The organism is Scytonema sp. UIC 10036, assembly GCF_009725235.1.
In genome coordinates this window covers 71,394-94,351 of the sequence record NZ_WJFC01000020.1, presented here as the reverse complement: position 1 = coordinate 94,351, position 22,958 = coordinate 71,394, and the positions used below count along the sequence as shown (strand labels likewise).

Here is a 22,958-nt window from a genome sequence, read left to right as displayed (position 1 = left end):
TCTTTTTACATTGAGTATAGCCTGTAACTCACTATGACTGGATTACACTATATAACAACGATCCCCGTTAATATTTGTATACAGAACGGGTTAGTAGTTAGTAGTTAGTAGTTAGTGGTTATTAGTTATTGGGAAATACAACTAACCCACAATTGTGTACGGGCGCAATACTTTGTCCCTTTACTAACCTTCTCACTATTAATGTATAAATAATTACATATTTACTCACTGCTAACTACTAACAACTAACCACTAACCACTAACTAATAAGGAGAAATATTTTGGCAATTATTCGAGTTCGTCAACACGTTAACCCCCTAGCAAATAAGTATCAAACCCCTCTCAGTCCACTTGATTGGGAAAAAATTTATGCCCAGCCAAGCTTACCACTACATTTAGATATTGGCTGTGCTAGAGGAAGATTTGTTCTCGATATGGCACAAGTGGAACCCGTGTGGAATTTCTTGGGTTTGGAGATTCGGGAACCATTGGTAGTAGAAGCAAATAGGTTGCGTGATGAGTTAGGGTTAGTAAACCTTCATTATTTGTTCTGCAACGCGAACAACTCACTCCGTCCGCTTTTGTCTTCTTTACCTCAAAAAAGATTACAGCATGTCACAATTCAATTTCCCGATCCTTGGTTTAAAAATCGCCATGCAAAACGGCGAGTGGTACAGCCAGAATTAGTGGCAGAACTTGCAGAATTTCTTGCCCCTGGTGGTATTGTTTTTTTGCAATCCGATCTGGAGTTTTTAGCAGTGGAAATGTGCGATCGCTTTGCAGCAAATCCTGCTTTTGTGAGACATGGTAGGGGAGAATGGCTAGCAGAAAATCCACTATCGATTCCTACAGAAAGGGAAATATATACCCTTAACAAGGGTGAACCTGTTTATCGGGCTATCTTTGAAAGAGTTAGTTAAAGAAGGTAGGAAAATTCTCTAGTTAACTGGTCACTGGTCAGGTGTGAATTAATGTTGCTACCAAAATTCGCATCACTTGCTCTACATCTTCGGGAACTCGATAGCTGTTAATCCCCTGTTCAAAATGCTTTGCAATACGATCGAGCCTAGCAAATTGCCAAATTGTTCCTGTTGACACAGATCCCACTAAAATTGGCTGTTCTGAAACCGTTGGTGTTTTCTCCCATTGGTCAAGTGCGGTTAACTCAGCAACCAATTGTGTGAAGCCTCTAGTCAAATCTTCATACTTAGCTTCAATAACTAACAATTGATTAATTGTATTGACACGCAGCAAATAATCTAAATTACCTTGAAGCCAATTAGAAACTTTTATCCCATACTCAATCCGTAGTTCTGCTTGAGTGTAGTGAATTAGCTCTGTCACAACTCTTGAAATAATAATTTTCCGTCTGGCAAATTCATTTGTTAAAGGAACAAATGGTAGGACTTCTTCAATACGCTCTCTTAACTCTTGTATGCGATAGTGAGCAACGACCAGTGAATTATCTGTAAGAAAGAATTTTTCCCTTATATTTAGACATCACAAAGTGCATTATAATAACTGATGCAATAGAATGTCAAAAAAATCTTGTGAAATTAATAACAGAAAAACAGTGTTAAAATATCAAATCTAAATATTATCAAACAAGTCAACTCATAAGTGTGGAAAATTCAGCCAGTTCTCTAGCTTCAAAACCAAGCTCGAAGTATCGGTTGAAGGTATAGTTTTGATTGGGATCGATGCGATCGCCTGCAATAGCCAACCCCTCAATGTCAAATCCATTGTCTTTACCAGGTATCGTGAGGAAGGATTGCAAGTGCTCATCTTGAGCTAGAGCCTCGGTCAAATCGTTACCTTTATCGTCACCACGCAATTTTGCAGCAGTAAGTTTTTCACCGTTCTGCACAACTTCCTTCTCCAGAGTGTACGTCCCATTCTTTTCCACGATAGGAATGCGAGCCAGAAGAAAGCGGTTACCATCTTTCGTTACCTTAGCCTGTTTTCTCCTATTGCAGATAGAGTTTGCTATGGAATTGTCTAGTTTATCTAACAGTTAGCTATTAACCTATCAACGAGTTAAGACTAATAAGTTTAAATAGTTATCCAGAAAAAGTACAGATTTTACGCAAACTTCTAAAGCATAGTATTGGGCTTTTAACAAAAACTTCTAAACGCTTGTCAATTGCGCTCAATCAAAACTGTTCTTGTAAGATTACTTACAATACAAGCAGGAAAACCAATTAGCAATGCATCCCAATCTTTAATTTAATCAGTGCGTATTTGTTAAAAGAATAACAAACAGTTGAATTGTTACTTATTTGATTAAAAAAAGCAAGTGAATTAATACTCTCTTTAGAATTAAGTCGGTAACTCGGTCATTTAGAGTTATGAGCTTGTTAAGTATATTAGACTTCTTTCTCTTTTGTCCCTAGTCTTAAGTTCAGATTAAACCCAAGCGAAAGATTAGGTACTAACTAGACTTAAGGTTAGGTCAGCCAAACCACAATAAACTTGAAGCTTGTAAATTCCTAGATTCCGTTCGAGTTGGCGTTCTGAGGGACTAACTAAATTCCGACTGCTACTCGCATCCCAACTTTGGCACAGCATTGGCTGTTGGTACTACTTCGGATACCTCCAACTGTTTTGGCAAGCAGTTGAGTAAAACTCCAAATTGCTGTAGCTGGTTTGGGAATGCGTACATTACCCCATTGGGTAAAATAGCTCCTCTCAAATCCGCACCAGTAAAGTTGGCTTTTCGTAAATCCGCTCCATTGAGGTTTGCTCCTCTTAGGTTTGCTCTACTGAAGTTAGCTCCTTGCAAGTCCGCATACCCCAAATCCGCTCCACTTAAGTAGACATTTTCTAAAATAGCGTTTATGAGGATGGCACTTTTTAGGCAAGCATTTGGCAAGAAGCGATCGCTAAGGTTAGCGTTTGTCAGATCGGCACAGTATAGTTGTATTCCAGTTTCAGCAAACTCTTGTGAGGAAACTGCATTTTTGATTTTCTTTATGATGCGGCAATCTGTCAAACTTAAGTCAGCGTTGCTCAAGTTCGCGTAACCCAATTTAGCGCCTTTTAGCTTGACATTACTTAAGTTCGCATAACTTAAGTCGGCTAGCTCCAAGTTCAATTCACTTATCAGCTCTGCATCGCTTAAAAAGCGGATAACACGTCCTTTACGTTCCCCATCTTTATTGAGACGGCGGAGCATTGATAACGTACAGGCACGGGAAGCATCTAATAACGCATTAAGCATGGGGTCTTTAAAATCTGTTGTTTCTAATTTTTTAGTAATCAACAGTTTCAATTCTTTATCTATCAATAGCTCTGATATATGCTTAAAATAACCAAGCACAGCCTCTTCACGAGAATTGATATCAACTTGTTCTTGTTCGCTACGTTGAAATTGGTAAAGCACTATCGGAATTGCTAGCGTACCAACTAACCCCAACCAGTCCCACAGAGTCTTGCCTGATTGTTTGTGCTCAGTTGTCTCTTTGAGGTTGATAATTTTTCCGTTTTTGGGATTTATAACTTCCTTTATCGTCTCTGATTTATTTGAGTCTGGTCCGAATCCAGCCCAATCAACCCGATATAATGCGGGGAAAATGGCAATAGTTCCAGCAATAGCAAGTCCTATAAAAAGTTTCTGCTTTGTCAGCCCAATCTGCTTCTTCTGATTCTGCGTCTTGTCTGGGTTTATCATAGATAACTGTAAAGGTGTATAATTATATTCATGGCTAAAGTTCCCAATTACTGACAAATAATATAAAATTTTGTTAATGAATTGTTTACAGCCATTTTCAGGTTAATAAACCACTTGACTGTAGAATGAGCGTCCTTACAAGCGCTCTTGAATGTACGGGCATCCTGCCAGTACCACAAGACCTGATGTTATAAAATTGGTAAATCATCTGTAAGATTTTTATCTTGTAGGATTTTTGTAGGTTGAGTTGAAAGATTAGCAGTGGAGATGGCGATCGCTTTAGTGATGATTTTAAAAAGCCTTGGACACAAGTTTCTGGTAATGCAGATATTACTTGCACTCAACTGAACTTTCATCATCCGGGTAGAGTTGACCGGCTACAAGATTTTTCCCTAACTGTTCCAGGCGGTAAAGTCATTGCTCTCATTGGTAAATCGGGATGTGGAAAAAGTACCCTTGCCAAACTGATTACTAATTTATATAAACGCCAAATGAGAGCCGAAACTGACTGTACCAATCGGGTGATCGCATCCGCGTTAAAATATCAAATCTAAATATTATCAAACAAGCCAACGAATAAGTGTGGAAAATTCAGCCCAGAATTCGCTCGATTCGTCCGATATAGTTGAACAAGTCATTTTACCTATAACTCTCTACGCTTTTGGCAATAGAACATCCCCTCGTCCACCTCGTTCCAGTATTGATATTGCTGTGGAGAAGGATTTAGTAAAACCCACCCAACCTCCAACGGGGGCTTCCACGTTTGCGGATATTCAGTATGCTCCCCTGACAGGAAATTACTATAAACTAGATAAAGGGACACCATTACCAGTGGGTCTTGCTGTGGTGGCAGATGGTAAAGACGTTGGTGGAACTCGCTCCCCTACCCATCATACTATCTATCCTGCCGTTGAAATGCCTTTTTCAGAATTTGTAGAAAAATTTTTGAATTGTGGTTGGATTTACGTAGGTAAAAAAGGAATAAGATAATCAATAAAAGCTATGACTGAAACAAAATATTATCAACAAGATACAGACCTTTGGCATCAATTGATTGACCGGGAAAAAGCTTATTTAGAAATTCGGCAAAATTTCCTAAACAGTTGCCAATCTAAGGTAGAGTTAATTAGAAAAGCTTTACAAAATCCTACGGAAAGAGGAGCGGCACTGCAAATTCTGAATTATTTAACTTTAGAAGAACGCCAGAGTTTATTTGATGAGTTAATCAAGTTAGCCTCTGTCGGTCATTCAGATATTGAATTAGTTCACTCTGCTATTCTTTCATTTGATAAAATATGGCTTTTAGATAATATAGAAAATCATGCCGAATCTTTACTAAAAAAAGGTACGGATGAAGAATATAGACGATTATTAGAACTTTATATTCAGATTGATGATGGACTGACCCAAAGGCTTGTTATGAAAGCATTACAACAGAAAGATCCCGAAATTCAGGAAGCGGGTGAAGATTTTGAGAATTATCTCAAAACTAAACGAGAAAATTTGATGTGAATTGAGAACCAAAAATTTTGTCTGGATTAGACCCCATTACAAATATTAATTTGTTTGACTTAAAGTAGCTACAAAAATCCGCATCACTTGCTCTACATCTTTGGGAACTCGATAGCTGTTAATCCCCTGTTCAAAATGCTTTGCAATGCGATCGAGCCTAGCAAATTGCCAAATTGTTCCTGTAGAAACAGATCCTACCAAAATTGGCTGTTCTGAAACCGTTGGTGTTTTGTCCCATTGGTCAAGCGCGGCTAACTCAGCAACTAGTTGTGTAAAGCCTCTGGTCAAATCTTCATACTTAGCCTCAATAACTAACAATTGATTGATTGTATTGACACGCAGTAAATAATCTAAGTTACCTTGAAGCCAATTAGAAACTTTGATCCCATACTCAATCCGTAATTCTGCTTGAGTGTAGTGAATTAGCTCTGTCACAACTCTTGAAATAATAATTTCCCGTCTGGCAAATTCATTAGTTAAAGGAACAAATGGCAGGACTTCTTCAATACGAGATCTTAACTCTTGTATGCGACCAGTTCACCTGAGAATTGTGGTAATTTGAATGTTTTTCGGGTGAGGGTATAGCCAAATTCTTGAGCCAGTTCGCTGGCTTCAAAACCCAGATAGAAGTATCGGCTGAAGGTATAGTTTTGATTGGGATCGAGGAGTGGCATATTGACATTTTCAAAATCAATAGTTTTTCAATATAAGCAGTTGGAAATAACGATACCATACTTCAGAAAGTTTGAGCAAAATATTATTATCGATGCGATTCAAACTCAATTGCTTTATGAACCGATAGTAGAAACGAAAAATCGATTCCGACGTAACCCACCAGATATTGCTGAATAGGAATTGAGAATTGGTATTTTTCGGGTCTTCTACAATGAAGTTATCGAGATTGTTAGCATTGAAAGAATAGGTGAAAAACAAAACAATATTGTGTTTTTTCGTGGAAAAGAGGATGAACCGATTATGACTTGGACATACCGTGTTTGCCACGATCGCCAAGGACGCTATTCAATTCGTGAGGTCTTTTATAATCGAAATAATGTCATTATTAATGACAGCAAAATTCCTGTTGCTGTCGCAATATTACGTAGGTTTTGGGAAATAGTAGGTTGGGTCGAGCGACAGCTCGACCCAACAAATGCTGATAAATGTTGGGTAAGGTTCCTCAACCCAACCTACGTGTTTTCATATTTTTAGGCTTAACCGACAAGTATTGGCAGTTGAGGTGCAGAAACAGACAATTGAGCGTCTCGAACAAGCTGTATCCGCCTCTATAGCCAGACGACAACGTGCTCAAGCTGTCCTGAATCCAAATAGTAGCGATCGCACAAGAGCGCATTGCCCTAGAAAAAGCCTCAGGGGAAGGTAACAAAGCAACATTAGAAAAAGAACGTCAAGCTCTTATCAAGCAACCGATTGAAATCGAAGAGCAGCTAGAGCGCGATGTTAGCGAACTCAAACGAGTGAAAATCGACTTAGCTCAGACTACTATTGTAGCAACTGCAGACGGTATCATCTCTCAACTCAACCTGCGAAACCCCGGTCAAACCTTGCGTGCTGGAATTAGAGACTACCTATGCACCGTCAAATGCTTCCTTAACTTGGCTATCAGGAGCGAACTCAATACTACAAGGGCTCTCGAATTTTTGTGGGTTGGAATCGCTGTGGAGAAACTCAAAAAATGCCTGTAAATGTTGGGTTTCGTTCCTCAACCCAACCTACGTACTCACTATACGATATTTGTGAGATTCTACTCCCTACTCTCTCTCACAACGGGTAGTGTAACAGCAAAAGTTGTCCCTACGCCAATTTCGCTATGAACGGAAATTTCACCTCCAAGCGTGTCTACGCATTTTTTAACAATTGATAAACCCAATCCAGTACCGGGAACTGAACCGACATTGGAAGCTCGATGAAAGGGTTGAAACAGATGCTCTTGGTCTTCTTTTGGAATACCTATTCCTTCGTCATGTATCTGAAAAATAACTTTCTTTTCCTGCCCAATCAATTCAAATTGAATGATGCTATTTTGTGGTGAATATTTAATAGCATTACTTAGCAAATTACTAAAAATATGCCGTAACAAACTTTCATCCCACAATGCTTCTTTCAATTCACCAACACTTGTAAAAATCAGAGAAAGATGTTTTTCTTTTAAACTCAATTGAGCTTCTTCAATCAGTTGATGGCAAAATATTTCTAAATTTAGAAGTTGAAATTCACATAAAAGTTTGCCGGAATCGGCTCTCCCTAGAAAGGAAACTTCATCTAATATCTGAGCCATACTTTTGATTGCAGAACGAAGCAACTGATAATGAGAATTTTTTTTCTCTTTCGGTAATTTATCTCCGCTATTTTGCAATAACCCAGAAATTAACTGGATTGTATTTAAGGGGCTGCGAATGTCATGAGACAGCATTGAGACAAATTCTGATTTAAACTGACTAATTTCTTGAACTTTCACAAGTTCAGCTGTTCGTTCTTGAACCCGGCTTTCTAATGCTTCATTGACTGCACGTAATGATTCTAGGGCTTGTTTGCGCTCAATCGCATAACTTAGAGAGCGGATCAAAACGCCAAAATTAACTTGTCGTTTGACAAGATAATCTTGTGCTCCTTTTCTTACAGCTTCAATCGCAAGGCGATCGTCGTTGGTATTAGTCAATACGACGATTGGTAAGTTAGGTGCTTGCTTCATCAAAGGGGCGAGGGAAGCCAATCCTTGGCTATCTGGTAGTGTCAAATCTAACAAGATAGCGTCATAAGTAGCCCTGCTTAACTCCTGAAGCGCTTCCCCCAATCGCTTGACGTGAAATAAACTAAATTGATTGGACTCGGCGTTTTTGAGGAACTCTTCTAACAGTCTTGCTTCTGCGAGATTGTCCTCAATTAACAAAATTTTCACGCCCGGTCACCCCCTGTGGAATTATGAATTATAAATTATGAGTTATGAATGGAAGGTTTAAGCACTCATCATTCATCATTCATCATTCATCATTCATAATTTATTCCGATGGTAAAGTCACGGTTGCTAGCCAAAACTCTTCTATTCCTTTAACGATTTTGAAAAGCTGGCTGAGGTTGCGGGATTTGGTAATGTAGCAATTCACGTGTAAATCGTAGCTGTGGAAAATATCATCCTCATTGTGTGAGGTTGTCAGCACGACGACAGGAATGCGTTTGAGATGGGGATCGGCTTTAATTTCTGCCAAGACTTCCCTACCATCTTTTCTTGGTAGGTTTAAATCTAGCAGAATCAGGTCAGGACGGGGCGCATCAGCATACTCCCCTTCTTGACGTAAATAAGCCATAGCATCCATACCATCCCTAGCCGTAATGACTTGATGTGGTACTGTACTATTTTTTAATGCTTCTTGGATCAGACGAACATCAGCTTTATTGTCCTCTACCAAAAATATTGTTTTGTACTTTTCTTCCGCTTCTGCGCTCACGATCGCGTCCTCCGACTGGAATCGTAAAGTAGAAAGTTGCTCCTTCACCGAGTTGTGACTCTACCCAGATTCTTCCCCGGTGACATTCGACAATTTTCTTACAAATTGCCAAACCCATTCCTGTACCTTGGTACTCATCTCGCGTATGCAAACGCTGAAAGATGACGAAAATGCGATCGCTAAACTGCGGATCGATACCAATACCGTTATCCCGAACAGAAAACAACCACTCATCTTCTAGGCGAGTTGCTCCTATACGAATTTCTGGAGTCTTGTCGCTGCGAAACTTGATAGCATTGCCGATGAGGTTCTGGAATAACTGCATCAACTGGGTACTATCAGCCATCACAGTTGGCAACTCATCATAAGTAATAACAGCCTTAGTTTCGTTAACACGCTTTCGCAAATTAGTCAAGGCGCGTTCTAATGCCGTATCCACCTCTGTGAGTTCAAACTCAATCGCCTGCATATCTACTTTAGAATAAGCTAGCACATCGTCAATGAGAGTTTGCATGAGACTGACTCCCTCAACAACGTAACCAATAAACTCCTTAGCATCTTCATCAAGTTGTCGATCGTAGCGCATTTCTAACAACTGCGCGTAATTTGCCACTTGATTGAGAGGTTCTTGTAAATCGTGAGAGGCGACGTAAGCAAACTTTTTCAATTCAGCGTTGGAACGTTCCAAGTCATGTGCAAGCTGAGCTAGTTCATCAGCCTGACGCAGTACAATGTTAACAATTGCTTTTCGCAATTCCAGTGCCGCTTTTATTTCTACATATCGCCACGGTAAAGAGGTTAAGCGGACTGTCTCTTTCCACAATTCAAACGATTTCCGAGGACGTAAGTGAAAATTCCCTTCTGCTTGGCTCAACTCAAAAGCCTTATTGGGGTCACCTCCCCAATTTACAGTTTGAATGACTTCTGGTCTAAACCACAAAACATAATTTCGCTTGGATATGGGAATTGCTAGCAAGCCACTGGCGACATTTTTGAATCTTTCCGCATCAGGATAGATATGAGGCAAAGAATCTGTATAGAAGACTTCTTCTTTGACATTATTCCTTAACCATTGGACTAAGAAATTTAGGTCTTCTTCTTTGGGAGTTTCACCAATCAACGTGTAATTTCCGCCAAAGCATATAGCTGCACCTTGGGCACTGGTGAGATCGAGAAGACTTGGCTGATGTTTAACTAACCCATCAATAAAATTTTCTTCTTGCGCCATATATTCAACCAATGCTGATTGAATAGACGCCAGCTGCATGCGGTAGTCATAATCTTCCGTTTCTTCTCTGGCTGAAAGTTCTGCAAATATAACTCGACCTAGAAATTCGCACGCTTTCCGTAACTCGTAAGCAACATATTTGGGTGTCTGATGATGACAAGCAATGAGACCCCAAAGTTTTCCTTCTTTAATCAAAGAAATTGTCAAAGAAGCACCCACACCCATATTGTGTAAGTACTGTATGTGACATGGAGCCGCACTTCTGAGACTGGAATTTGTTAAGTCAAGCGGACGCAGGGTAACTGGATTATTGATGGGGAAAATTTCTACGGGTTGGGAACGAGTATCCGGTATGATTCTAATCCAATTGGAAATAAATAATTTTCTTGCTGGTTTGGGAATATCTGATTCAGGGTAATGCAAACCCAAGTAAGGTTCTAGATGGTCTAGTTTTTCTTCAGCAATCACAGAGCCATGCCCGTCTGCATCAAATTTATAGAGCATTACCCTATCAAATCCTGTTACTTTCCGGACTTCTTGGACAATAATTTGGCAGAACTCCTTAATATTGCTAGTTTCTCCTAGTTGGTTAATGGATGCTCTGGCTAAATGATAAAAACTTAAAAAGGGAATATTGTCTTGAGCAATAGCTGGCTCTAATTCCAGAATCAAAAATCCTTCTGGGTTGCGGTGAAAGACTGCGTCAAAGACGACATAGTCATCACCTTTTTTCCGTACCCAAATTTTTGTAGGATTGATGAAATCCAGGCTATCTTCTAAAAGCCCTGCTTTAATTCTTTCAATTTGAAAAGGATCGAGTAAATCTTCCAGTTTTTGGTGGAGCAAATTGACCGGAGCTATACCAAATACTGAAGAGACATTGGTACTAACTTGCAAGATAGTTAATTCAGGTTCTTTAAGGACAAGAAGAACTCCATGTGGTTGAACTTGACCGGAAACATGAATTGGTGCTTCTTTTAAGCTAGTTACATTAATTTCTTGCTGTAAATCACTAAGCACTATGAACCTCTAGGTGTTAATAGTAGAGTAAATTTATTGTAGTTTGTGTTTTTGGGAATTTTTGAAATCTTATCTAAAGATACATGACTTATCAAATCTTGTTTACACTTTATAAAATTTAATTTTCCTTTTTTAAGATATGTTGTCTGAAAAGTTTTGACGAATTTAATTCGCTACTACACAAACAATTACTACAGTAGTCTAGCTGACTATCTACTTAGATGTCTGATAATAAATATTAAAAGTCAGTGATTGGTTGCACACCGGATATGTAGTTATGTTAAAAATTTTCCTATATAATAGGTAGGGCTTTAGCCCACCTATATTATGAATGGTGGGCTAAAGCCCTACCTACTAACTAACAATTAAATCCAAGAATTAAACCACATCCTCATAGGTCTATACTCAAAATCTGAGAGGGGTAAACCTAAATAGATCGGCATCCAAAAAACAAAAGCTATGATAATCAAAAAGGTAAGAGTCAAGCCAAAAGCGCGAATCCGAGTATCATAACTGCGGAAGCATCGATCGACTTGCCAAGCGATCGCCAAAAATGCAAAGACCACAGCTGTCATATAGTGGTAGATGAAAAGGCAACGATTGACTTTTACCCAAGGTAGTAAATTCGCTACATAATTTACTAATAAATACAGAACAATCCAAGTGTCGTTGCTTAATTCAGCAGATAGGAAAAAACGTTTTTGCTCAATCCAAAGCTTGGCAAATTGTCGAGTGAACGCTCCTAATAAAAATAAAAGCGCCGCCGCACCAAACCACCACAATACGGGATTGCCCATAGCATGAACGTCATAAATAACTTTTCCTGTACCTGCAGGGAGAGGCGGACCTATTATAGCTATGGGATTTTTAATGCTTGTTGCTGTTTGGTAGAAATAAGCCATTGGTCGAATCATCAAGGGCCATGTATACCAAGCAGCGCAATAAGGATGAATTTTAGAGCTATTAGCACCCAGACGTTCGTGAAATCCTAAAATCTGCTTGTGGACTTCTACAAACCCATATCTTGTATCTATTTGTAGGTGTGGAATCCAAAGAAGGCTGTAGATAATTGCAGGAATGATTCCTAAAAAAAATAAAATCTGAAAAATATTAATTTGAGTTAATTTTTTCAGGGGAGTTGGCTTAGCTTCGAGTCTGTTATATGTTATGTTTTTTGTCTTTCCTTTATCACAAGGAAATGGAGTCAGTGGCAAAGGCAAAAAAGAAATTTCCTGACTTTCTTTTTCAACATGATTGTTTTGAAAACAATAAGACAGCAATTCATTTTGGTGTTGATTATTGCTCTCTAGTTTTCTCAAGTGAAAAGACTGCAACCACTGGTTTAACCAAGCTATTATCCACATAAGATAAGCACCTAGCAGAAACCATAAACCATTCCATTTAGTGGCACAAGAAGCACCAAAAGCTACACCAGAAAGTACTAACCAAAAGCTACGCCATAAACGTTGTTTAGCGAGTGCTTTGAGTAGAAACCACTGCCCTAATAAACCGAAAATGACGATATATTGATTGATTAAAGCATAACGTGATTCTACAATGAAGATACCATCACAAGCTGCAAACAAACCAGCAAGTAACGCAAAGCTACGACGGTAACTGATTTGATAAGCGATCGCCGCAATAATGACAGGAATCCAGGAGCCAGAAAAAGCATTAATCCACCGATAACTTATGGGTGACATAACCGAACCAGTCAACCCATTGACTTGGCTCTGTAAAAAGGGAATTTGATTGCCAATCCAAATTCCTATGGCAATAATGTATTTTCCTAATGGTGGATGACCGTCAAAAAATGGGGTATTGGTGAGATAGTTGTTGCCAAATTTAGCATAGTAAACTTCGTCAAAAACTAAGGTATTGAACCGTCCCAATCCCCAAAATCGTAAAGCGAGTGATAGCAAAAATACACTCGCCATGCTCAGGTAAAATACTTTTTTTGTCATTTGTCATTTGTCATTTGTCATTTGTCATTTGTCCTTTGTCCTTTGTCATTTGTCCTTTGATTAATCCTAATGACCAATGACCAATGATTAATGACCAATGACAACGGACTATTGACCATTTTCTACTTTAGCGATCTCCAATATAGTTTTTAACACGGAATCGGGATTGAGGCTAATGGAATCAATTCCCTGTTCCACTAGAAATTGAGCAAATTCTGGGTAATCGCTGGGTGCTTGACCGCAAATGCCGATTTTTCGATTGTACTTTTTAGCGGCTGCGATCGCTAACCTGACCATTTGCTTGACTCCCTCACCGCGTTCATCGAATAACCGCGACACTAGAGCTGAATCCCTATCTAAACCTAGTGTCAGTTGAGTCAAGTCATTGGAACCTATAGAAAACCCATCAAAAACTTTTGCAAACTCCTCAGCCAGAATGACATTATTGGGTAACTCGCACATGACATAAACTTGTAAGTCGTTGACACCCTGCTTTAAACCATTTTTTGCCATTTCTGCCAACACCAAAAGCCCCTCATTGGGAGTGCGACAGAAGGGAATCATGGGAATCACGTTTGTTAATCCCATCTCGTCCCTCACTCGTTTCATAGCTTGGCACTCCAAAGCAAAAGCTTCTTTGTAACCCTCATCGTAGTAACGTGCTGCACCGCGCCATCCGAGCATTGGGTTTTCTTCTTCCGGTTCAAACTGTCTGCCACCCAATAAGTTAGCGTATTCATTACTCTTAAAATCTGACATTCTCACTATAACTGGTTTGGGATAAAAAGCGGCAGCAATTCTCCCTACACCTTGGGCGAGGCGATCGACAAAATACTGGGGTTTATTATCATACAGTGCGGTTATTGTTGCCACTTTATCTTTGACAAATTCATCATCTAGCTTGTCATAATGAATCAGCGCCATTGGATGGGTTTGGATGTGGTTAGCAATAATAAATTCTGTTCTTGCCAAACCGACTCCATCGTTGGGAATTGCAGACAGACTAAATGCTTCTTGAGGGTTACCCACATTCATAAGTATTTGAGTGCGAGTGCGAGGCAAATTCTCTAACGCCACTTCTTGCACTTCAAAAGGTAATAATCCCTCATAAACTCTTCCTTCTTCGCCTTCAGCACAAGAAACGGTAACTTCTTGACCATTTCTTAAAATTCCTGTAGCATTGCCACATCCCACAATTGCGGGTACACCTAATTCTCGTGCAATGATCGCTGCATGGCAAGTCCGCCCCCCCTGGTTGGTGATAATCGCACTTGCTCTTTTCATAATTGGTTCCCAATCAGGATCGGTTCTATCTGTGACTAAAACTTCTCCTGCTTGGAAATCTTCAAGTTTGTGTATGTCTGTAATCAGGTGCGCTCTTCCTTGGCTGATTGCTTCTCCTATAGCACGTCCTATGACTAGAGGTTTTGGCGCTTGGGAGTTGGTGCTTGGTGATTGAGCTAACTTTTCCCCAGTACCCAGTCCCCATGCCCCAACGCCTGATAAACGATACGTCCTTAAAACGTTTTGCGTCTTCTGTGATTGAACTGTTTCCGGGCGGGCTTGGACGATGAACAATTCGTTTGTAATGCCATCTTTTGCCCACTCAATGTCCATTGGGGTGTAGGCGTTGTGAACTTGAGAATAATGGTCTTCTATCAAACAAGCCCAACGAGCTAGTTGTAAAATTTCTTCATCTGTTAAGGCATATTTATTTCTTTCTATTTGAGGAACTAAGATATTTTTGGTAAATTTTGTGCCGTCATCATAGACCATTTTTAATTCTTTGCTACCCAATCTTTTATCAATAATTGGGCGGTACCCTTCTCGTAAAGTTGGTTTAAAAACATAGTATTCGTCTGGGTTAACAGAGCCTTGCACTACGTTTTCTCCCAAACCGTATGCTGCTGTAATCAATGCAGAATTTTTGAACCCTGTTTCGGTTTCAATTGAGAACATGACCCCAGAGCATGCCAGGTCGGAACGCACCATCTTTTGTATACCAACAGCAAGGGCAACGTTAAAATGGTCAAATTGCTTAATGTGTCGATAAGAAATAGCTCTGTCTGTGAATAAGGATGCAAAGCATTTATGACACGCTGCTAAAACACTCTCTACTCCAGTCACGTTGAGGTATGTTTCTTGCTGACCTGCAAAACTAGCATCAGGAAGGTCTTCAGCTGTTGCACTGGAGCGCACCGCTACATCTGTATCTGGATTGTATCGCTTGCAAAGAGTTTCGTAAGCTTCGACAATAGCCTCTCTTAGGGGTGTTGGGAATGGTGTGTGGAGTAGCAAGGCTCTTGCTTTTTTCCCTCGTTCCCGCAAATTTTTAACATCTTCTACATCTAAGTCAGAAAAGAGTTCTCGCAGTTTCTCTTCTAACCCAGCCGATTGAATAAAATAGCGATATGCATATGCCGTTGTAGCAAACCCAATAGGTACATTTACACCTTTTGGTGTAAGTTGTTGAATCATCTCACCTAATGATGCGTTTTTGCCACCAACAATTGGTATATCAGCAATGCCAACCTCATCAAACCAGAGGATGAGCGATCGCTCGAGTGAGGATGAGTCCGATGAAGTCTTTTTTGTTGCCGTATCCATCTAAAATTACCCCTTTAAGATCGATCCCTGATTGTTGTCGATCGCCTTCTCTGTATGTATTATATATCACTGCTATTTGTAATTGCTTGTATAGTTTTTTTAGATTTAAGATAAAAAAGTTTAGATTTTTGTCTTCAGTGGATTATAAAACCTTTCCGTAAAAATTAGTAGCGATCGCTACGCTTTAAAATGTTTATGTTAATTTTTGTCAACAAAGTTTTCGTTAACTGCCTCCTGTATGCCTAACCTGTAGCAAGAAGAAAGTTTCACGGAAGATCTAGAATTAGGAGACTCGCTCGCTTGGTAAACTACCCATTGACACTAAAGTTTTGATAGCACCAACAGCTTTTACGGAGAGAGCAGTCATGGGCAAATACGACAAAATCTTTAACTCCACCAAAACAACCAAAGAGAAACTAACCGCACAAGAAGCGGTAGCAGCGATTGGAGTTGTAACCTCAGCAGCTGACTCTAGCTTAGAGGAGGTGGATGCAGACTACATAGCCGATATACTCTGGGAATTTCTGGAAGTTTTTGAAGAATATTCAGATGACCAGATGTTAGAGCTTCTAGATAAACTTATAGCTATTGCGGAAGAAGATGGCGTAGGAGCATTGTTTAACGCAGCTAAGAGTTCTTTGTCGGAAGACTTCGCACTTGATGCTTATGCGGCGGGGGTTAGCCTCCTTGTAGATGAGGAAGAAATGGTTATTCCGAAAGGAAAAATGAATTTGCTGAAAAAGTTACAAGAAGCGTTGGGAATTGAAGATGATGAGGCGAAGGAAGTCAGAGACGAAGTTATAGCTGCTTTTGAAGAAGAAGAGGAAGAATTAGATGATGATGAATTTCTAGATGATGATGAAGAATTAGGGTTTGACGCAGGTTCCGAACCACAAATGTATGAGTCTCCTGGCAAAAATTTTGTAGTTCCGATTCCGGTGGACACTCAAAGAGGTGGTAGAGTACAAGCTCAAGAAGGGTTAGTGAGCTTTTCTGATGACTTTGGAACTCTGTTAAGAATTGATTATTTCCGCTTGACACCACAGCAAAAAAAGGAGATTGAATCTGTAGGACACGACAAGTATCTGCGATCGCTTCTCGTAGAAAAGTATATCCCTCAAGAAATTGTTGCTAATTTACCAGAGGCGCAAGTAAAACATACTGAGTATATAGAGGATGCATTAGATGGCGCTTACTTTGTGCTCGTAGATATGCCTGAAGGTTCTAGCGTTCCTAAAACAGGAAATAACGGAACCGCTAGCAGATTAAACGCTTATCGCGGACTTTTAGGATTTACCAGTGGTAATTTCCTATATGTAGTCAGCAGCCAGCGTAGCTTCTTTGATGGAGAAACCCCCGGTTCCATTGAAGACGAATCTGAAAGAATCGAAGAAAGTCTTCTAAATTTCGTTGACACAATCGAGTTTACATAGGGATTGGGGACTGGAGACTGGGGGTTAACCTTGTTTCCAGATTCCGTCTGGAAATGCTCTAGGTGCAAGCGATGACTTATCTTGACTTTGAGCGCGATCGCATTGCTAAACCTAGAGAACAAATTTTACTTTATACTTTGTCATAGCAATTTCAATAGCTTTATTCAAAATGCTTTTGCAAGTGCCTATATAAATTACTATTTTTCTCTAACAAAATCTAAACCTACAGAAAAAATTTTATATGAAAATCTTCCGGAATGTTGTATAATAGAGCAAATGAGAAAGCGCTCGTGTTGCCCAAGAGCACTTCCTCTAAAAAAATTAAAAAATTAATCATTCATTTATGGAGCGATCTTAACATGACTAACGCGCCCGAAACAGATCCTGCTGCGAATTTTTCTGAAACTGTTGCTGGGGAAGTTCAATATCTCATCAGTAAGCTGGCAAAATCGAGTAAAGACTTGATAAAAGAAATTTGTGCCGAGATTAGCTGCACAAACACCTACATATTAGTCGGAGCCGCCAAAGTCGGGCAATTATTACTGTTTCTCAAAGAGAAGCTCAAGCCCAAACAATATGAAGAAGCTTTAGCTAATGCTTTAGGATGGTCAGCAGGTATTGCCAACCACTTGTTAAAGCTGACACCCATACTCGGAAGCTTTACTACCAAACAACTCGATGCAATCAATCGCAATCTCTCAATGTCAGCACTCTATAAGTTAGCCACAGGTCGCACACCAATGGAAGTTGTCAAGAGAATGCTGGAGAAAGCTTGTAACCAAGAGGTTTCCAAGAAAGATATCCAAGTAGAAACTAAGAAGTACAAGGAAAAGCACCCGAAAAAAGAGCCAACGCCATGGAGATATGTAGGAGGTGGCAGAGAATACCAGCCCCCCAGAATATCTGAAGAAGCAGGATTGGCAGTGGAACGACTGAGCAAAGACAATAGCAAACCGCGACGTTTTCTCATTGAAGAGGCGGTTTTATTGCTAGCAGAGAAATTACAGCAGGCGGTTTTTGCCATGGCTTAGTTTTTGCAGTCGAGTAATTTTTACAAATCCGCCTGTTTGGGCTGACAAGACAGCGCGATCGCCCTTGGCGCAACCCTCCCCCGGCTTATCGCTGTCTTGAAAAAAGTTAGAATAACTTTGCGGGTTTTTCGTCTGTTTTCTAGATGAGATATTTACTATGACCCCAGGCGCGATAAGCTGGGTACAGCTTGCGCTTCGCGAACGCAATAACCAAAAAGGAAGAACCCTTTTTGTTTAAAAGACTGACTTGGAGAGAGTTCAAAGCAGTTGAGCAATTGTTAGATCGTCCGGGATATCGGCTTTCTTTTCTGAGTGGAGTGTTGGAGATCCGACGAATGCCAGGAGAATGCTCAAGGTCTGACAAAGAGTCAAATTAAATGGATAGAAACACATATATTAAGCAATCTAAGAGGAAAAGATGACATCTAGCAGTATAGAAAAAATGGGGAAAGTTACTACCACCATCACAATTACTAACCATATTGACCAGATTCTTGCAACTAGAGGGTTTATACCGGAAGAACAAGTGCGCTCGGTTACATTACACGATGTTTTAGTTGATACTGGAGCAACAAGGCTTTGCTTACCTAGAAATATTATTATTGATTTAGGATTACCTCTTCAAGGAGAAGTAGATGTTAAAACAGCTACGAGAATAGAAAAAGCTCGTATTTATAAAGAATTGCATATAGTAGTTGAAGGACGAGAAGGATTATTTAATTGCATTGAATTACCAGAGGATTCAGACCCATTATTAGGATTAATACCGTTAGAAGATTTAGGATTAGAACCTGACTTAATGAATCAAAAACTGCGTGTTTTACCAGAATGTGGAAAAAACACTTATTTGATGGTTTTATAATCACGCATGCTAATGGAGACAGGTTTAGGGCTTCAACGCACGACGAATTGCTTCCGGAAGCAAAAGACGGCTATCGCTCCCCAAAGAATGAAGTGTATCTACAGTTTGCAGCAGCGCATCCATTGTTAGTGCATCAGGGGTTATATGAAAATCTTCCGTTTTCGCCATGGTGCGCGCTTTTGCTGTCGTCGCGCACGTGCTTGCTTGATAGTTTGATGAATTTGGTACTGGTATGGTAATCAAAATCTGGTGCATCAGTTTAGCCATTTAGGCATCAGTTTGTAACCAATTCTCTAAACTTAATCTTTCTACTCTCTGCAAATCAGAATCATTAGAAACTAAAATTAAACCGCGTGTAATTGCTGTAGCAGCTATCAATACATCAGCATCTTGTATTGGTCTGCCTTTTACTTTTAAATCAGCATGAATTTTGCAGGCTTGTTCAATAATTTCTATATCGTCTAAAAATAAAACTTCATATTTTCATCCGAAAATATGAAAGTCAGCTAGTTGTTTTGTAGCATTTGCAGCAACTAAACCTCTTTTGATCTCGTAGTAAGTTATGCAACTAATAAAAACTTCTTCTCCTAGACTAGTTAAGTCCTCCAACTTTTGTGCTAAAGTCATATTTTTTTTCAAAATATAACTAACAATGTTTGTATCCAGTAAATGTGCCACTCTATTTATCTTCCTTCCACTGCCTCATCAAAAATTTTCATTTGTTCTGGAGTCAAATCGTTGAGCGTTCCGGAAACTGCTTCTAAAACTAAAAGCTTGTCAATTCTACGTGTTAATTCATCATCAGGGATAGCTCTAAATTCTTCAGGTGAAAACTTAGCAAACAGATTGACTAAGTGTTCAATCCTTTCTGGTTTTTTTAATCTCACCATGTAAAAGCTACTACCTTTAAATAAATTCTCCACAATTGGTGAGATGCGGTTTGTAAGTTCTTGAGTATAGTTAAATACTTCTTGCATAAATCGAGCCTCAGTTTAATTGTGAGTATTTATCTATTTTATGTAATTTTTCTCAATGTGCTTAATGTTTTCCATCTAAGCGAACGGTTGTGTTGTCGTTAAGATCGACGCCGTCAGTAGCCGTTTCGTAACCAATATATAAGGTCGTGCTCTTTTGCTAGAAAGATATTCAAGGGTTAGTTTGGGAATTAAACTTAACTGCCAGTTTTTTAAAATTGGTCTGGACAGGTTTTACGATAGGGTTCGTTGCTGAAAGCTTGTTGCCATTCCTGCTGAGTCAAGTTACGACCTGCTGTACGACAAGCAACTGCGATGAGGTCATCAAAATTGATACGCCAGAGACGTACATCAGTACTACCACTGAGAATCCATCGACTATCAGAGCTAAAGGCAAAAGGTCTGACACTAGCTTCATGTCCGCGTAACACAATTGGTGCTGCGGTGATGTCCGTAGGATTCCACAGGCGAATGGTATGGTCTTCACTTGAAGTTGCTAGCCATTGGTTATCGGGGCTAAATTCTAGACCAAGAATACGCCCTTGATGTCCTGTCAATGGTAATAGCCTTTATCTCACCAGTATTTCCCTGTACGACAATAACTGGTTTATCGGGATTCAGTTTATCCCACAACCGCACTGTTCCATCTTTACCTCCTGTCGCTAACCAGTTTCCTTTCGGGCTAAAAGCAACAGCAACTACTGATTTCTCATGCCCAATCAACGGAGTACCACCAATTTCACCTAGAGCGCCGGTCCACTAATATATGTTGACAAAAACTAAATTATGTGTGTTTGGGTAAAACCCCGATTTTCGGTGGAATATTTGGGTCAGATTTTTAGCGATTCTCCTTCGGAGACGCTACGCGAACGCATAAAGACCGAATACTAAAATCCCCAATTTTAACAACCTGCATATCTTGCGTTTTAGGTCAAGTGCTTCTACTGGATCGGCGCTCTAGTTGCAATTTCTACCAAAAAATAGATGGGTATTGGTTCAATTTCCATTAAAGCATTGATAACTCGTGGATGGTCGGTTTCTTTGAGTGCTTCTTTCGCGACGAAAATTCTCCTGACTATAGCGGTTTTCACTTGAATGAAGTACAGATTTATCCGCGTTCGTCTGCTACAGGCTGCGGTTCCATAACTTTTTTATGTATTGCACCCAACTGAAAACTGCTATATTTTGCCGTGTAATTTCTGCCTACTTGCGATCGCGTTGCACGCAGGCTACACGATCGCTAATATCTTGCCAACATCCCACAATTTCTATGGGATTGCCTTGAGGATCTTTCACCAGTCTAAATTCATCATACATCCATCGGTAATAACCGTTCTTGTGCAAAAAGCGGTATTCATAAGCAAAGTGTTCCCGGTGGGGTAACTGCGCTAACTCAGCAAGCACGCGGTTCCCATCGTCTGGATGGATGTGAGTCAACCAAAAATGAGAATGGCTTGTAAACTCTTGGGGCGCATATCCTAAGATGTTAAATACGTTATCGCTAACGAAAGTTGCCCCAAAGTCTCCTGATGGCTCACAGCTATAAATAATTGCCGGACTGCAAGCAAGAAGGTGCTGAAGCTGATTTTGGGTACTTTGAAGCAACTTTTCCGTGCGCTGACGTTCGAGGAGTTCTGTTTGTGCTTTTTGATACAGTTCGGCTTGTTGAATGGCGATTGAAACTTGAGTTCCCAGCTGTTTAAGTAAATTAATTTCTAGAGGTTCCCACTGTCGCGGCTCAAAACAATAGTTGGCAACAAGAAGCCCCCAAAGTTGAGATGAAGATTCCCCCATTCCTCCGTTTTCTAACACAATGGAAACAACGAGATTTGAGCGAATTTGCAATTCTGCGAGCAATGCTATGTGACAGAGCGCGAGATCTGATGTGTGGATATCCGCAACTGTCCTTGTTAACAGTTCCCTTTGTTTGTAAATTTGCCAGGGACTATCGTTACGATAGAGCAAGGAACCTCTGTCAGTCACACAAATCGCAACTGACGCATTTTCATTTGGACCGCGAAATAACGTTGCTGGCTCTTCGCGAGATCCTCCCAGCTCGAACTGGTCACAGGTTATTCTCTCCTCTAATACAATAAAGGTCTTTCCTACACTCTTGCAGTACTTTTGTATTGCAAACAACCTGCTTCTAATTTCATTGCGGCAATCTTCAGCAGATAAATCTTTGGCAAACTCAAGAGCTTGTTGTATTCTACGACGCATTTCTTGCTTTATGTGCTCTCGTTGTTCTTGAGACCAATCTAATCGTTTTGTTGTCATAGTGAGGACTACTGACCTAATAAAATACGCAACCTCAACGGTATTTTAGGGATTTTACGCGTTGCAGATCGCCTCATCCCCCACACCCTTTTTAAAAAATATTAATCAACATTATTTAAGGTGTCATATTCAAGACGTTTTGAGATGAAGTAATTTTAAAGAAAGCGTGAAGTAAATACTAATAATCTTTTTCTCTCGCCCTACTCCTATAGCTTCCTCTTGCTACCTACGTGTTTCAAAACATACATCATTTTACTGAATTGCATCGATATTGCCAAAACGCACCATGGCAAGTCTTTACATTAACGAAATATTAATCTTGACAGCAGTAAGTGAGTGAGTTTTTTCTCCCTTTTTGAATACTGTATCGGCGAAGAATCCTTTCTTCAGTCATGAAAACATAACTGATTTTAAAATTTAATAAAAGTAAAAAGAAAAAAAGAAAAAATCAAAAACAAAATATTGCTCATGTTATATTGAGGACTAAATTAACTCAGAAAACCTAGTTTTAAAACGCTGTAGTTATTGTGATATAAGCTTTTTAACTACTTCAATCACTGAGTTAAAACCCTACTAGTTTGTGTGACATTCATGAAAAAAGGCTCCTTATTTATGTGGAATTCATGAGATGAATAACTCTCCTTCGTTATGTGGAATTCATGATGATGGTGGAGCAGTACCACTGCAACATTTATCAGCACATTGAGGAACGATAGAAAGTAAGTATTCTGTTATAAGTCATGAGTCGTTAGCATTTAGAGCAACTTTGTCTTCTCTAAAAGCCTTTCTAGTAAGTTATTGAAACATACATTAACTGCTAACGGCGAAAAGCAGATGGCTGAATGCTGACGGAACTGTACACCACAGTATGCATCTACCATGCAAGCAAGGGTTGTTAAAATCAGCCTTGAAGTTT

At 39.7% G+C, this 22,958-nt stretch carries 27 protein-coding genes and 2 pseudogenes; 12 read left to right on the top strand and 17 right to left on the bottom strand.

Annotated features, from left to right (window positions below):
• Window positions 1-281 precede the first annotated feature (281 nt).
• The gene (gene trmB / locus F7734_RS12225) at window positions 282-920 is read left to right on the top strand and encodes a tRNA (guanosine(46)-N7)-methyltransferase TrmB (protein ID WP_155744891.1); all 639 of its coding nucleotides are present in this window, start codon (window positions 282-284) and stop codon (window positions 918-920) included.
• Between the two features lie 37 nt (window positions 921-957).
• On the opposite strand, the gene F7734_RS12220 is transcribed toward trmB, so the two are convergent.
• The 4 genes from F7734_RS12220 to F7734_RS12205 all read right to left on the bottom strand — a co-directional run bounded on the left by F7734_RS12220 (window position 958) and on the right by F7734_RS12205 (window position 4,029).
• Window positions 958-1,344, bottom strand: a complete 387-nt coding sequence (locus F7734_RS12220) for a hypothetical protein (RefSeq protein WP_243146837.1) — start codon at window positions 1,342-1,344, stop codon at window positions 958-960.
• 265 nt (window positions 1,345-1,609) lie between these two features.
• Window positions 1,610-1,978: a DUF3616 domain-containing protein gene (locus F7734_RS12215; RefSeq protein WP_347566178.1), complete on the bottom strand. Its 369-nt coding sequence runs from the start codon at window positions 1,976-1,978 to the stop codon at window positions 1,610-1,612.
• Window positions 1,979-2,539: 561 nt separating this feature from the next.
• On the bottom strand, window positions 2,540-3,670 hold the full coding sequence (locus F7734_RS12210; RefSeq protein ID WP_155744889.1) for a pentapeptide repeat-containing protein: 1,131 nt from the start codon (window positions 3,668-3,670) through the stop codon (window positions 2,540-2,542).
• Window positions 3,671-3,858: 188 nt separating this feature from the next.
• Complete coding sequence (locus tag F7734_RS12205; protein ID WP_155744888.1) at window positions 3,859-4,029, bottom strand: hypothetical protein; 171 nt, start codon at window positions 4,027-4,029, stop codon at window positions 3,859-3,861.
• On the opposite strand from F7734_RS12205, the pseudogene F7734_RS12200 reads away from it, so the two are divergent.
• From F7734_RS12200 to F7734_RS12190, 3 genes and pseudogenes are all read left to right on the top strand, one after another.
• A pseudogene (locus F7734_RS12200) lies at window positions 3,958-4,152 on the top strand (ATP-binding cassette domain-containing protein); the annotation flags it as partial. The gene F7734_RS12205 and the pseudogene F7734_RS12200 overlap by 72 nt on opposite strands.
• 100 nt (window positions 4,153-4,252) lie before the next feature.
• Window positions 4,253-4,660: a hypothetical protein gene (locus F7734_RS12195; RefSeq protein WP_166481864.1), complete on the top strand. Its 408-nt coding sequence runs from the start codon at window positions 4,253-4,255 to the stop codon at window positions 4,658-4,660.
• A 12-nt stretch (window positions 4,661-4,672) separates the two neighbouring features.
• Window positions 4,673-5,182, top strand: coding sequence for a hypothetical protein (locus tag F7734_RS12190; protein WP_155744887.1), 510 nt, complete (start codon window positions 4,673-4,675; stop codon window positions 5,180-5,182).
• A 45-nt stretch (window positions 5,183-5,227) separates the two neighbouring features.
• Here F7734_RS12190 and F7734_RS66080 read toward each other — a convergent pair whose 3' ends face one another.
• Together F7734_RS66080 and F7734_RS66075 are read right to left on the bottom strand one after the other, a co-directional pair.
• Window positions 5,228-5,617, bottom strand: a complete 390-nt coding sequence (locus F7734_RS66080; RefSeq protein ID WP_347566177.1) for a hypothetical protein — start codon at window positions 5,615-5,617, stop codon at window positions 5,228-5,230.
• Between the two features lie 80 nt (window positions 5,618-5,697).
• Window positions 5,698-5,856 (bottom strand): hypothetical protein, encoded by a 159-nt coding sequence (locus tag F7734_RS66075; protein ID WP_347566176.1) that lies wholly within the window; start codon window positions 5,854-5,856, stop codon window positions 5,698-5,700.
• A 40-nt stretch (window positions 5,857-5,896) separates the two neighbouring features.
• Here F7734_RS66075 and F7734_RS61865 point away from each other — a divergent pair, with 40 nt between their 5' ends.
• The 4 genes from F7734_RS61865 to F7734_RS66065 all read left to right on the top strand — a co-directional run bounded on the left by F7734_RS61865 (window position 5,897) and on the right by F7734_RS66065 (window position 6,885).
• Window positions 5,897-6,034, top strand: coding sequence for a hypothetical protein (locus F7734_RS61865; protein ID WP_207714081.1), 138 nt, complete (start codon window positions 5,897-5,899; stop codon window positions 6,032-6,034).
• Window positions 6,035-6,157: 123 nt separating this feature from the next.
• Window positions 6,158-6,391, top strand: coding sequence for a hypothetical protein (locus tag F7734_RS60675; protein ID WP_166481858.1), 234 nt, complete (start codon window positions 6,158-6,160; stop codon window positions 6,389-6,391).
• Between the two features lie 28 nt (window positions 6,392-6,419).
• A complete protein-coding gene (locus F7734_RS66070; protein WP_347566175.1) occupies window positions 6,420-6,563 on the top strand; it encodes a hypothetical protein in 144 nt (47 codons plus the stop codon).
• Window positions 6,564-6,657: 94 nt separating this feature from the next.
• Window positions 6,658-6,885, top strand: a complete 228-nt coding sequence (locus F7734_RS66065) for a hypothetical protein (protein WP_347566174.1) — start codon at window positions 6,658-6,660, stop codon at window positions 6,883-6,885.
• Between the two features lie 59 nt (window positions 6,886-6,944).
• Here F7734_RS66065 and F7734_RS12170 read toward each other — a convergent pair whose 3' ends face one another.
• The 5 genes from F7734_RS12170 to ppsA all read right to left on the bottom strand — a co-directional run bounded on the left by F7734_RS12170 (window position 6,945) and on the right by ppsA (window position 15,465).
• Complete coding sequence (locus F7734_RS12170; RefSeq protein ID WP_166481863.1) at window positions 6,945-8,099, bottom strand: hybrid sensor histidine kinase/response regulator; 1,155 nt, start codon at window positions 8,097-8,099, stop codon at window positions 6,945-6,947.
• A 100-nt stretch (window positions 8,100-8,199) separates the two neighbouring features.
• Window positions 8,200-8,646 carry a response regulator gene (locus tag F7734_RS12165; RefSeq protein WP_166481862.1) on the bottom strand — a complete coding sequence of 149 codons (447 nt, stop codon included), beginning with the start codon at window positions 8,644-8,646 and terminating at the stop codon, window positions 8,200-8,202.
• Window positions 8,591-10,894, bottom strand: a complete 2,304-nt coding sequence (locus F7734_RS12160) for an ATP-binding protein (protein WP_166481861.1) — start codon at window positions 10,892-10,894, stop codon at window positions 8,591-8,593. Before F7734_RS12160 ends, F7734_RS12165 begins: the two co-directional genes overlap by 56 nt.
• Window positions 10,895-11,259: 365 nt before the next feature.
• The gene (locus F7734_RS12155) at window positions 11,260-12,858 is read right to left on the bottom strand and encodes a phospholipid carrier-dependent glycosyltransferase (RefSeq protein ID WP_155744886.1); all 1,599 of its coding nucleotides are present in this window, start codon (window positions 12,856-12,858) and stop codon (window positions 11,260-11,262) included.
• 108 nt (window positions 12,859-12,966) lie between these two features.
• Window positions 12,967-15,465, bottom strand: a complete 2,499-nt coding sequence (gene ppsA, locus F7734_RS12150; protein WP_155744885.1) for a phosphoenolpyruvate synthase — start codon at window positions 15,463-15,465, stop codon at window positions 12,967-12,969.
• A 365-nt stretch (window positions 15,466-15,830) separates the two neighbouring features.
• Here ppsA and F7734_RS12145 point away from each other — a divergent pair, with 365 nt between their 5' ends.
• The 4 genes from F7734_RS12145 (at window position 15,831) to F7734_RS12130 (ending at window position 18,791) form a co-directional block, all read left to right on the top strand.
• Window positions 15,831-16,898: a tellurite resistance TerB family protein gene (locus tag F7734_RS12145; RefSeq protein ID WP_155744884.1), complete on the top strand. Its 1,068-nt coding sequence runs from the start codon at window positions 15,831-15,833 to the stop codon at window positions 16,896-16,898.
• 359 nt (window positions 16,899-17,257) lie between these two features.
• On the top strand, window positions 17,258-17,929 hold the full coding sequence (locus F7734_RS12140) for a hypothetical protein (protein ID WP_155744883.1): 672 nt from the start codon (window positions 17,258-17,260) through the stop codon (window positions 17,927-17,929).
• A gap of 230 nt (window positions 17,930-18,159) precedes the next feature.
• Window positions 18,160-18,306: a hypothetical protein gene (locus F7734_RS12135; RefSeq protein ID WP_243146836.1), complete on the top strand. Its 147-nt coding sequence runs from the start codon at window positions 18,160-18,162 to the stop codon at window positions 18,304-18,306.
• 41 nt (window positions 18,307-18,347) lie between these two features.
• Window positions 18,348-18,791 (top strand): aspartyl protease, encoded by a 444-nt coding sequence (locus F7734_RS12130; RefSeq protein ID WP_155744882.1) that lies wholly within the window; start codon window positions 18,348-18,350, stop codon window positions 18,789-18,791.
• Window positions 18,792-18,815: 24 nt separating this feature from the next.
• On the opposite strand, the gene F7734_RS63370 is transcribed toward F7734_RS12130, so the two are convergent.
• The 6 genes and pseudogenes from F7734_RS63370 to F7734_RS12100 all read right to left on the bottom strand — a co-directional run bounded on the left by F7734_RS63370 (window position 18,816) and on the right by F7734_RS12100 (window position 22,042).
• A complete protein-coding gene (locus F7734_RS63370) occupies window positions 18,816-18,959 on the bottom strand; it encodes a hypothetical protein (RefSeq protein WP_243146835.1) in 144 nt (47 codons plus the stop codon).
• A 99-nt stretch (window positions 18,960-19,058) separates the two neighbouring features.
• A pseudogene (locus F7734_RS12120) lies at window positions 19,059-19,469 on the bottom strand (type II toxin-antitoxin system VapC family toxin).
• A 5-nt stretch (window positions 19,470-19,474) separates the two neighbouring features.
• Window positions 19,475-19,768, bottom strand: a complete 294-nt coding sequence (locus tag F7734_RS12115; protein ID WP_155744881.1) for a hypothetical protein — start codon at window positions 19,766-19,768, stop codon at window positions 19,475-19,477.
• Window positions 19,769-19,977: 209 nt separating this feature from the next.
• Complete coding sequence (locus F7734_RS12110; protein WP_155744919.1) at window positions 19,978-20,322, bottom strand: hypothetical protein; 345 nt, start codon at window positions 20,320-20,322, stop codon at window positions 19,978-19,980.
• The gene (locus tag F7734_RS12105; protein WP_155744880.1) at window positions 20,282-20,488 is read right to left on the bottom strand and encodes a hypothetical protein; all 207 of its coding nucleotides are present in this window, start codon (window positions 20,486-20,488) and stop codon (window positions 20,282-20,284) included. Before F7734_RS12105 ends, F7734_RS12110 begins: the two co-directional genes overlap by 41 nt.
• A 480-nt stretch (window positions 20,489-20,968) precedes the next feature.
• Window positions 20,969-22,042: a PAS domain-containing protein gene (locus F7734_RS12100; RefSeq protein WP_155744879.1), complete on the bottom strand. Its 1,074-nt coding sequence runs from the start codon at window positions 22,040-22,042 to the stop codon at window positions 20,969-20,971.
• Between the last annotated feature and the right edge of the window lie 916 nt (window positions 22,043-22,958).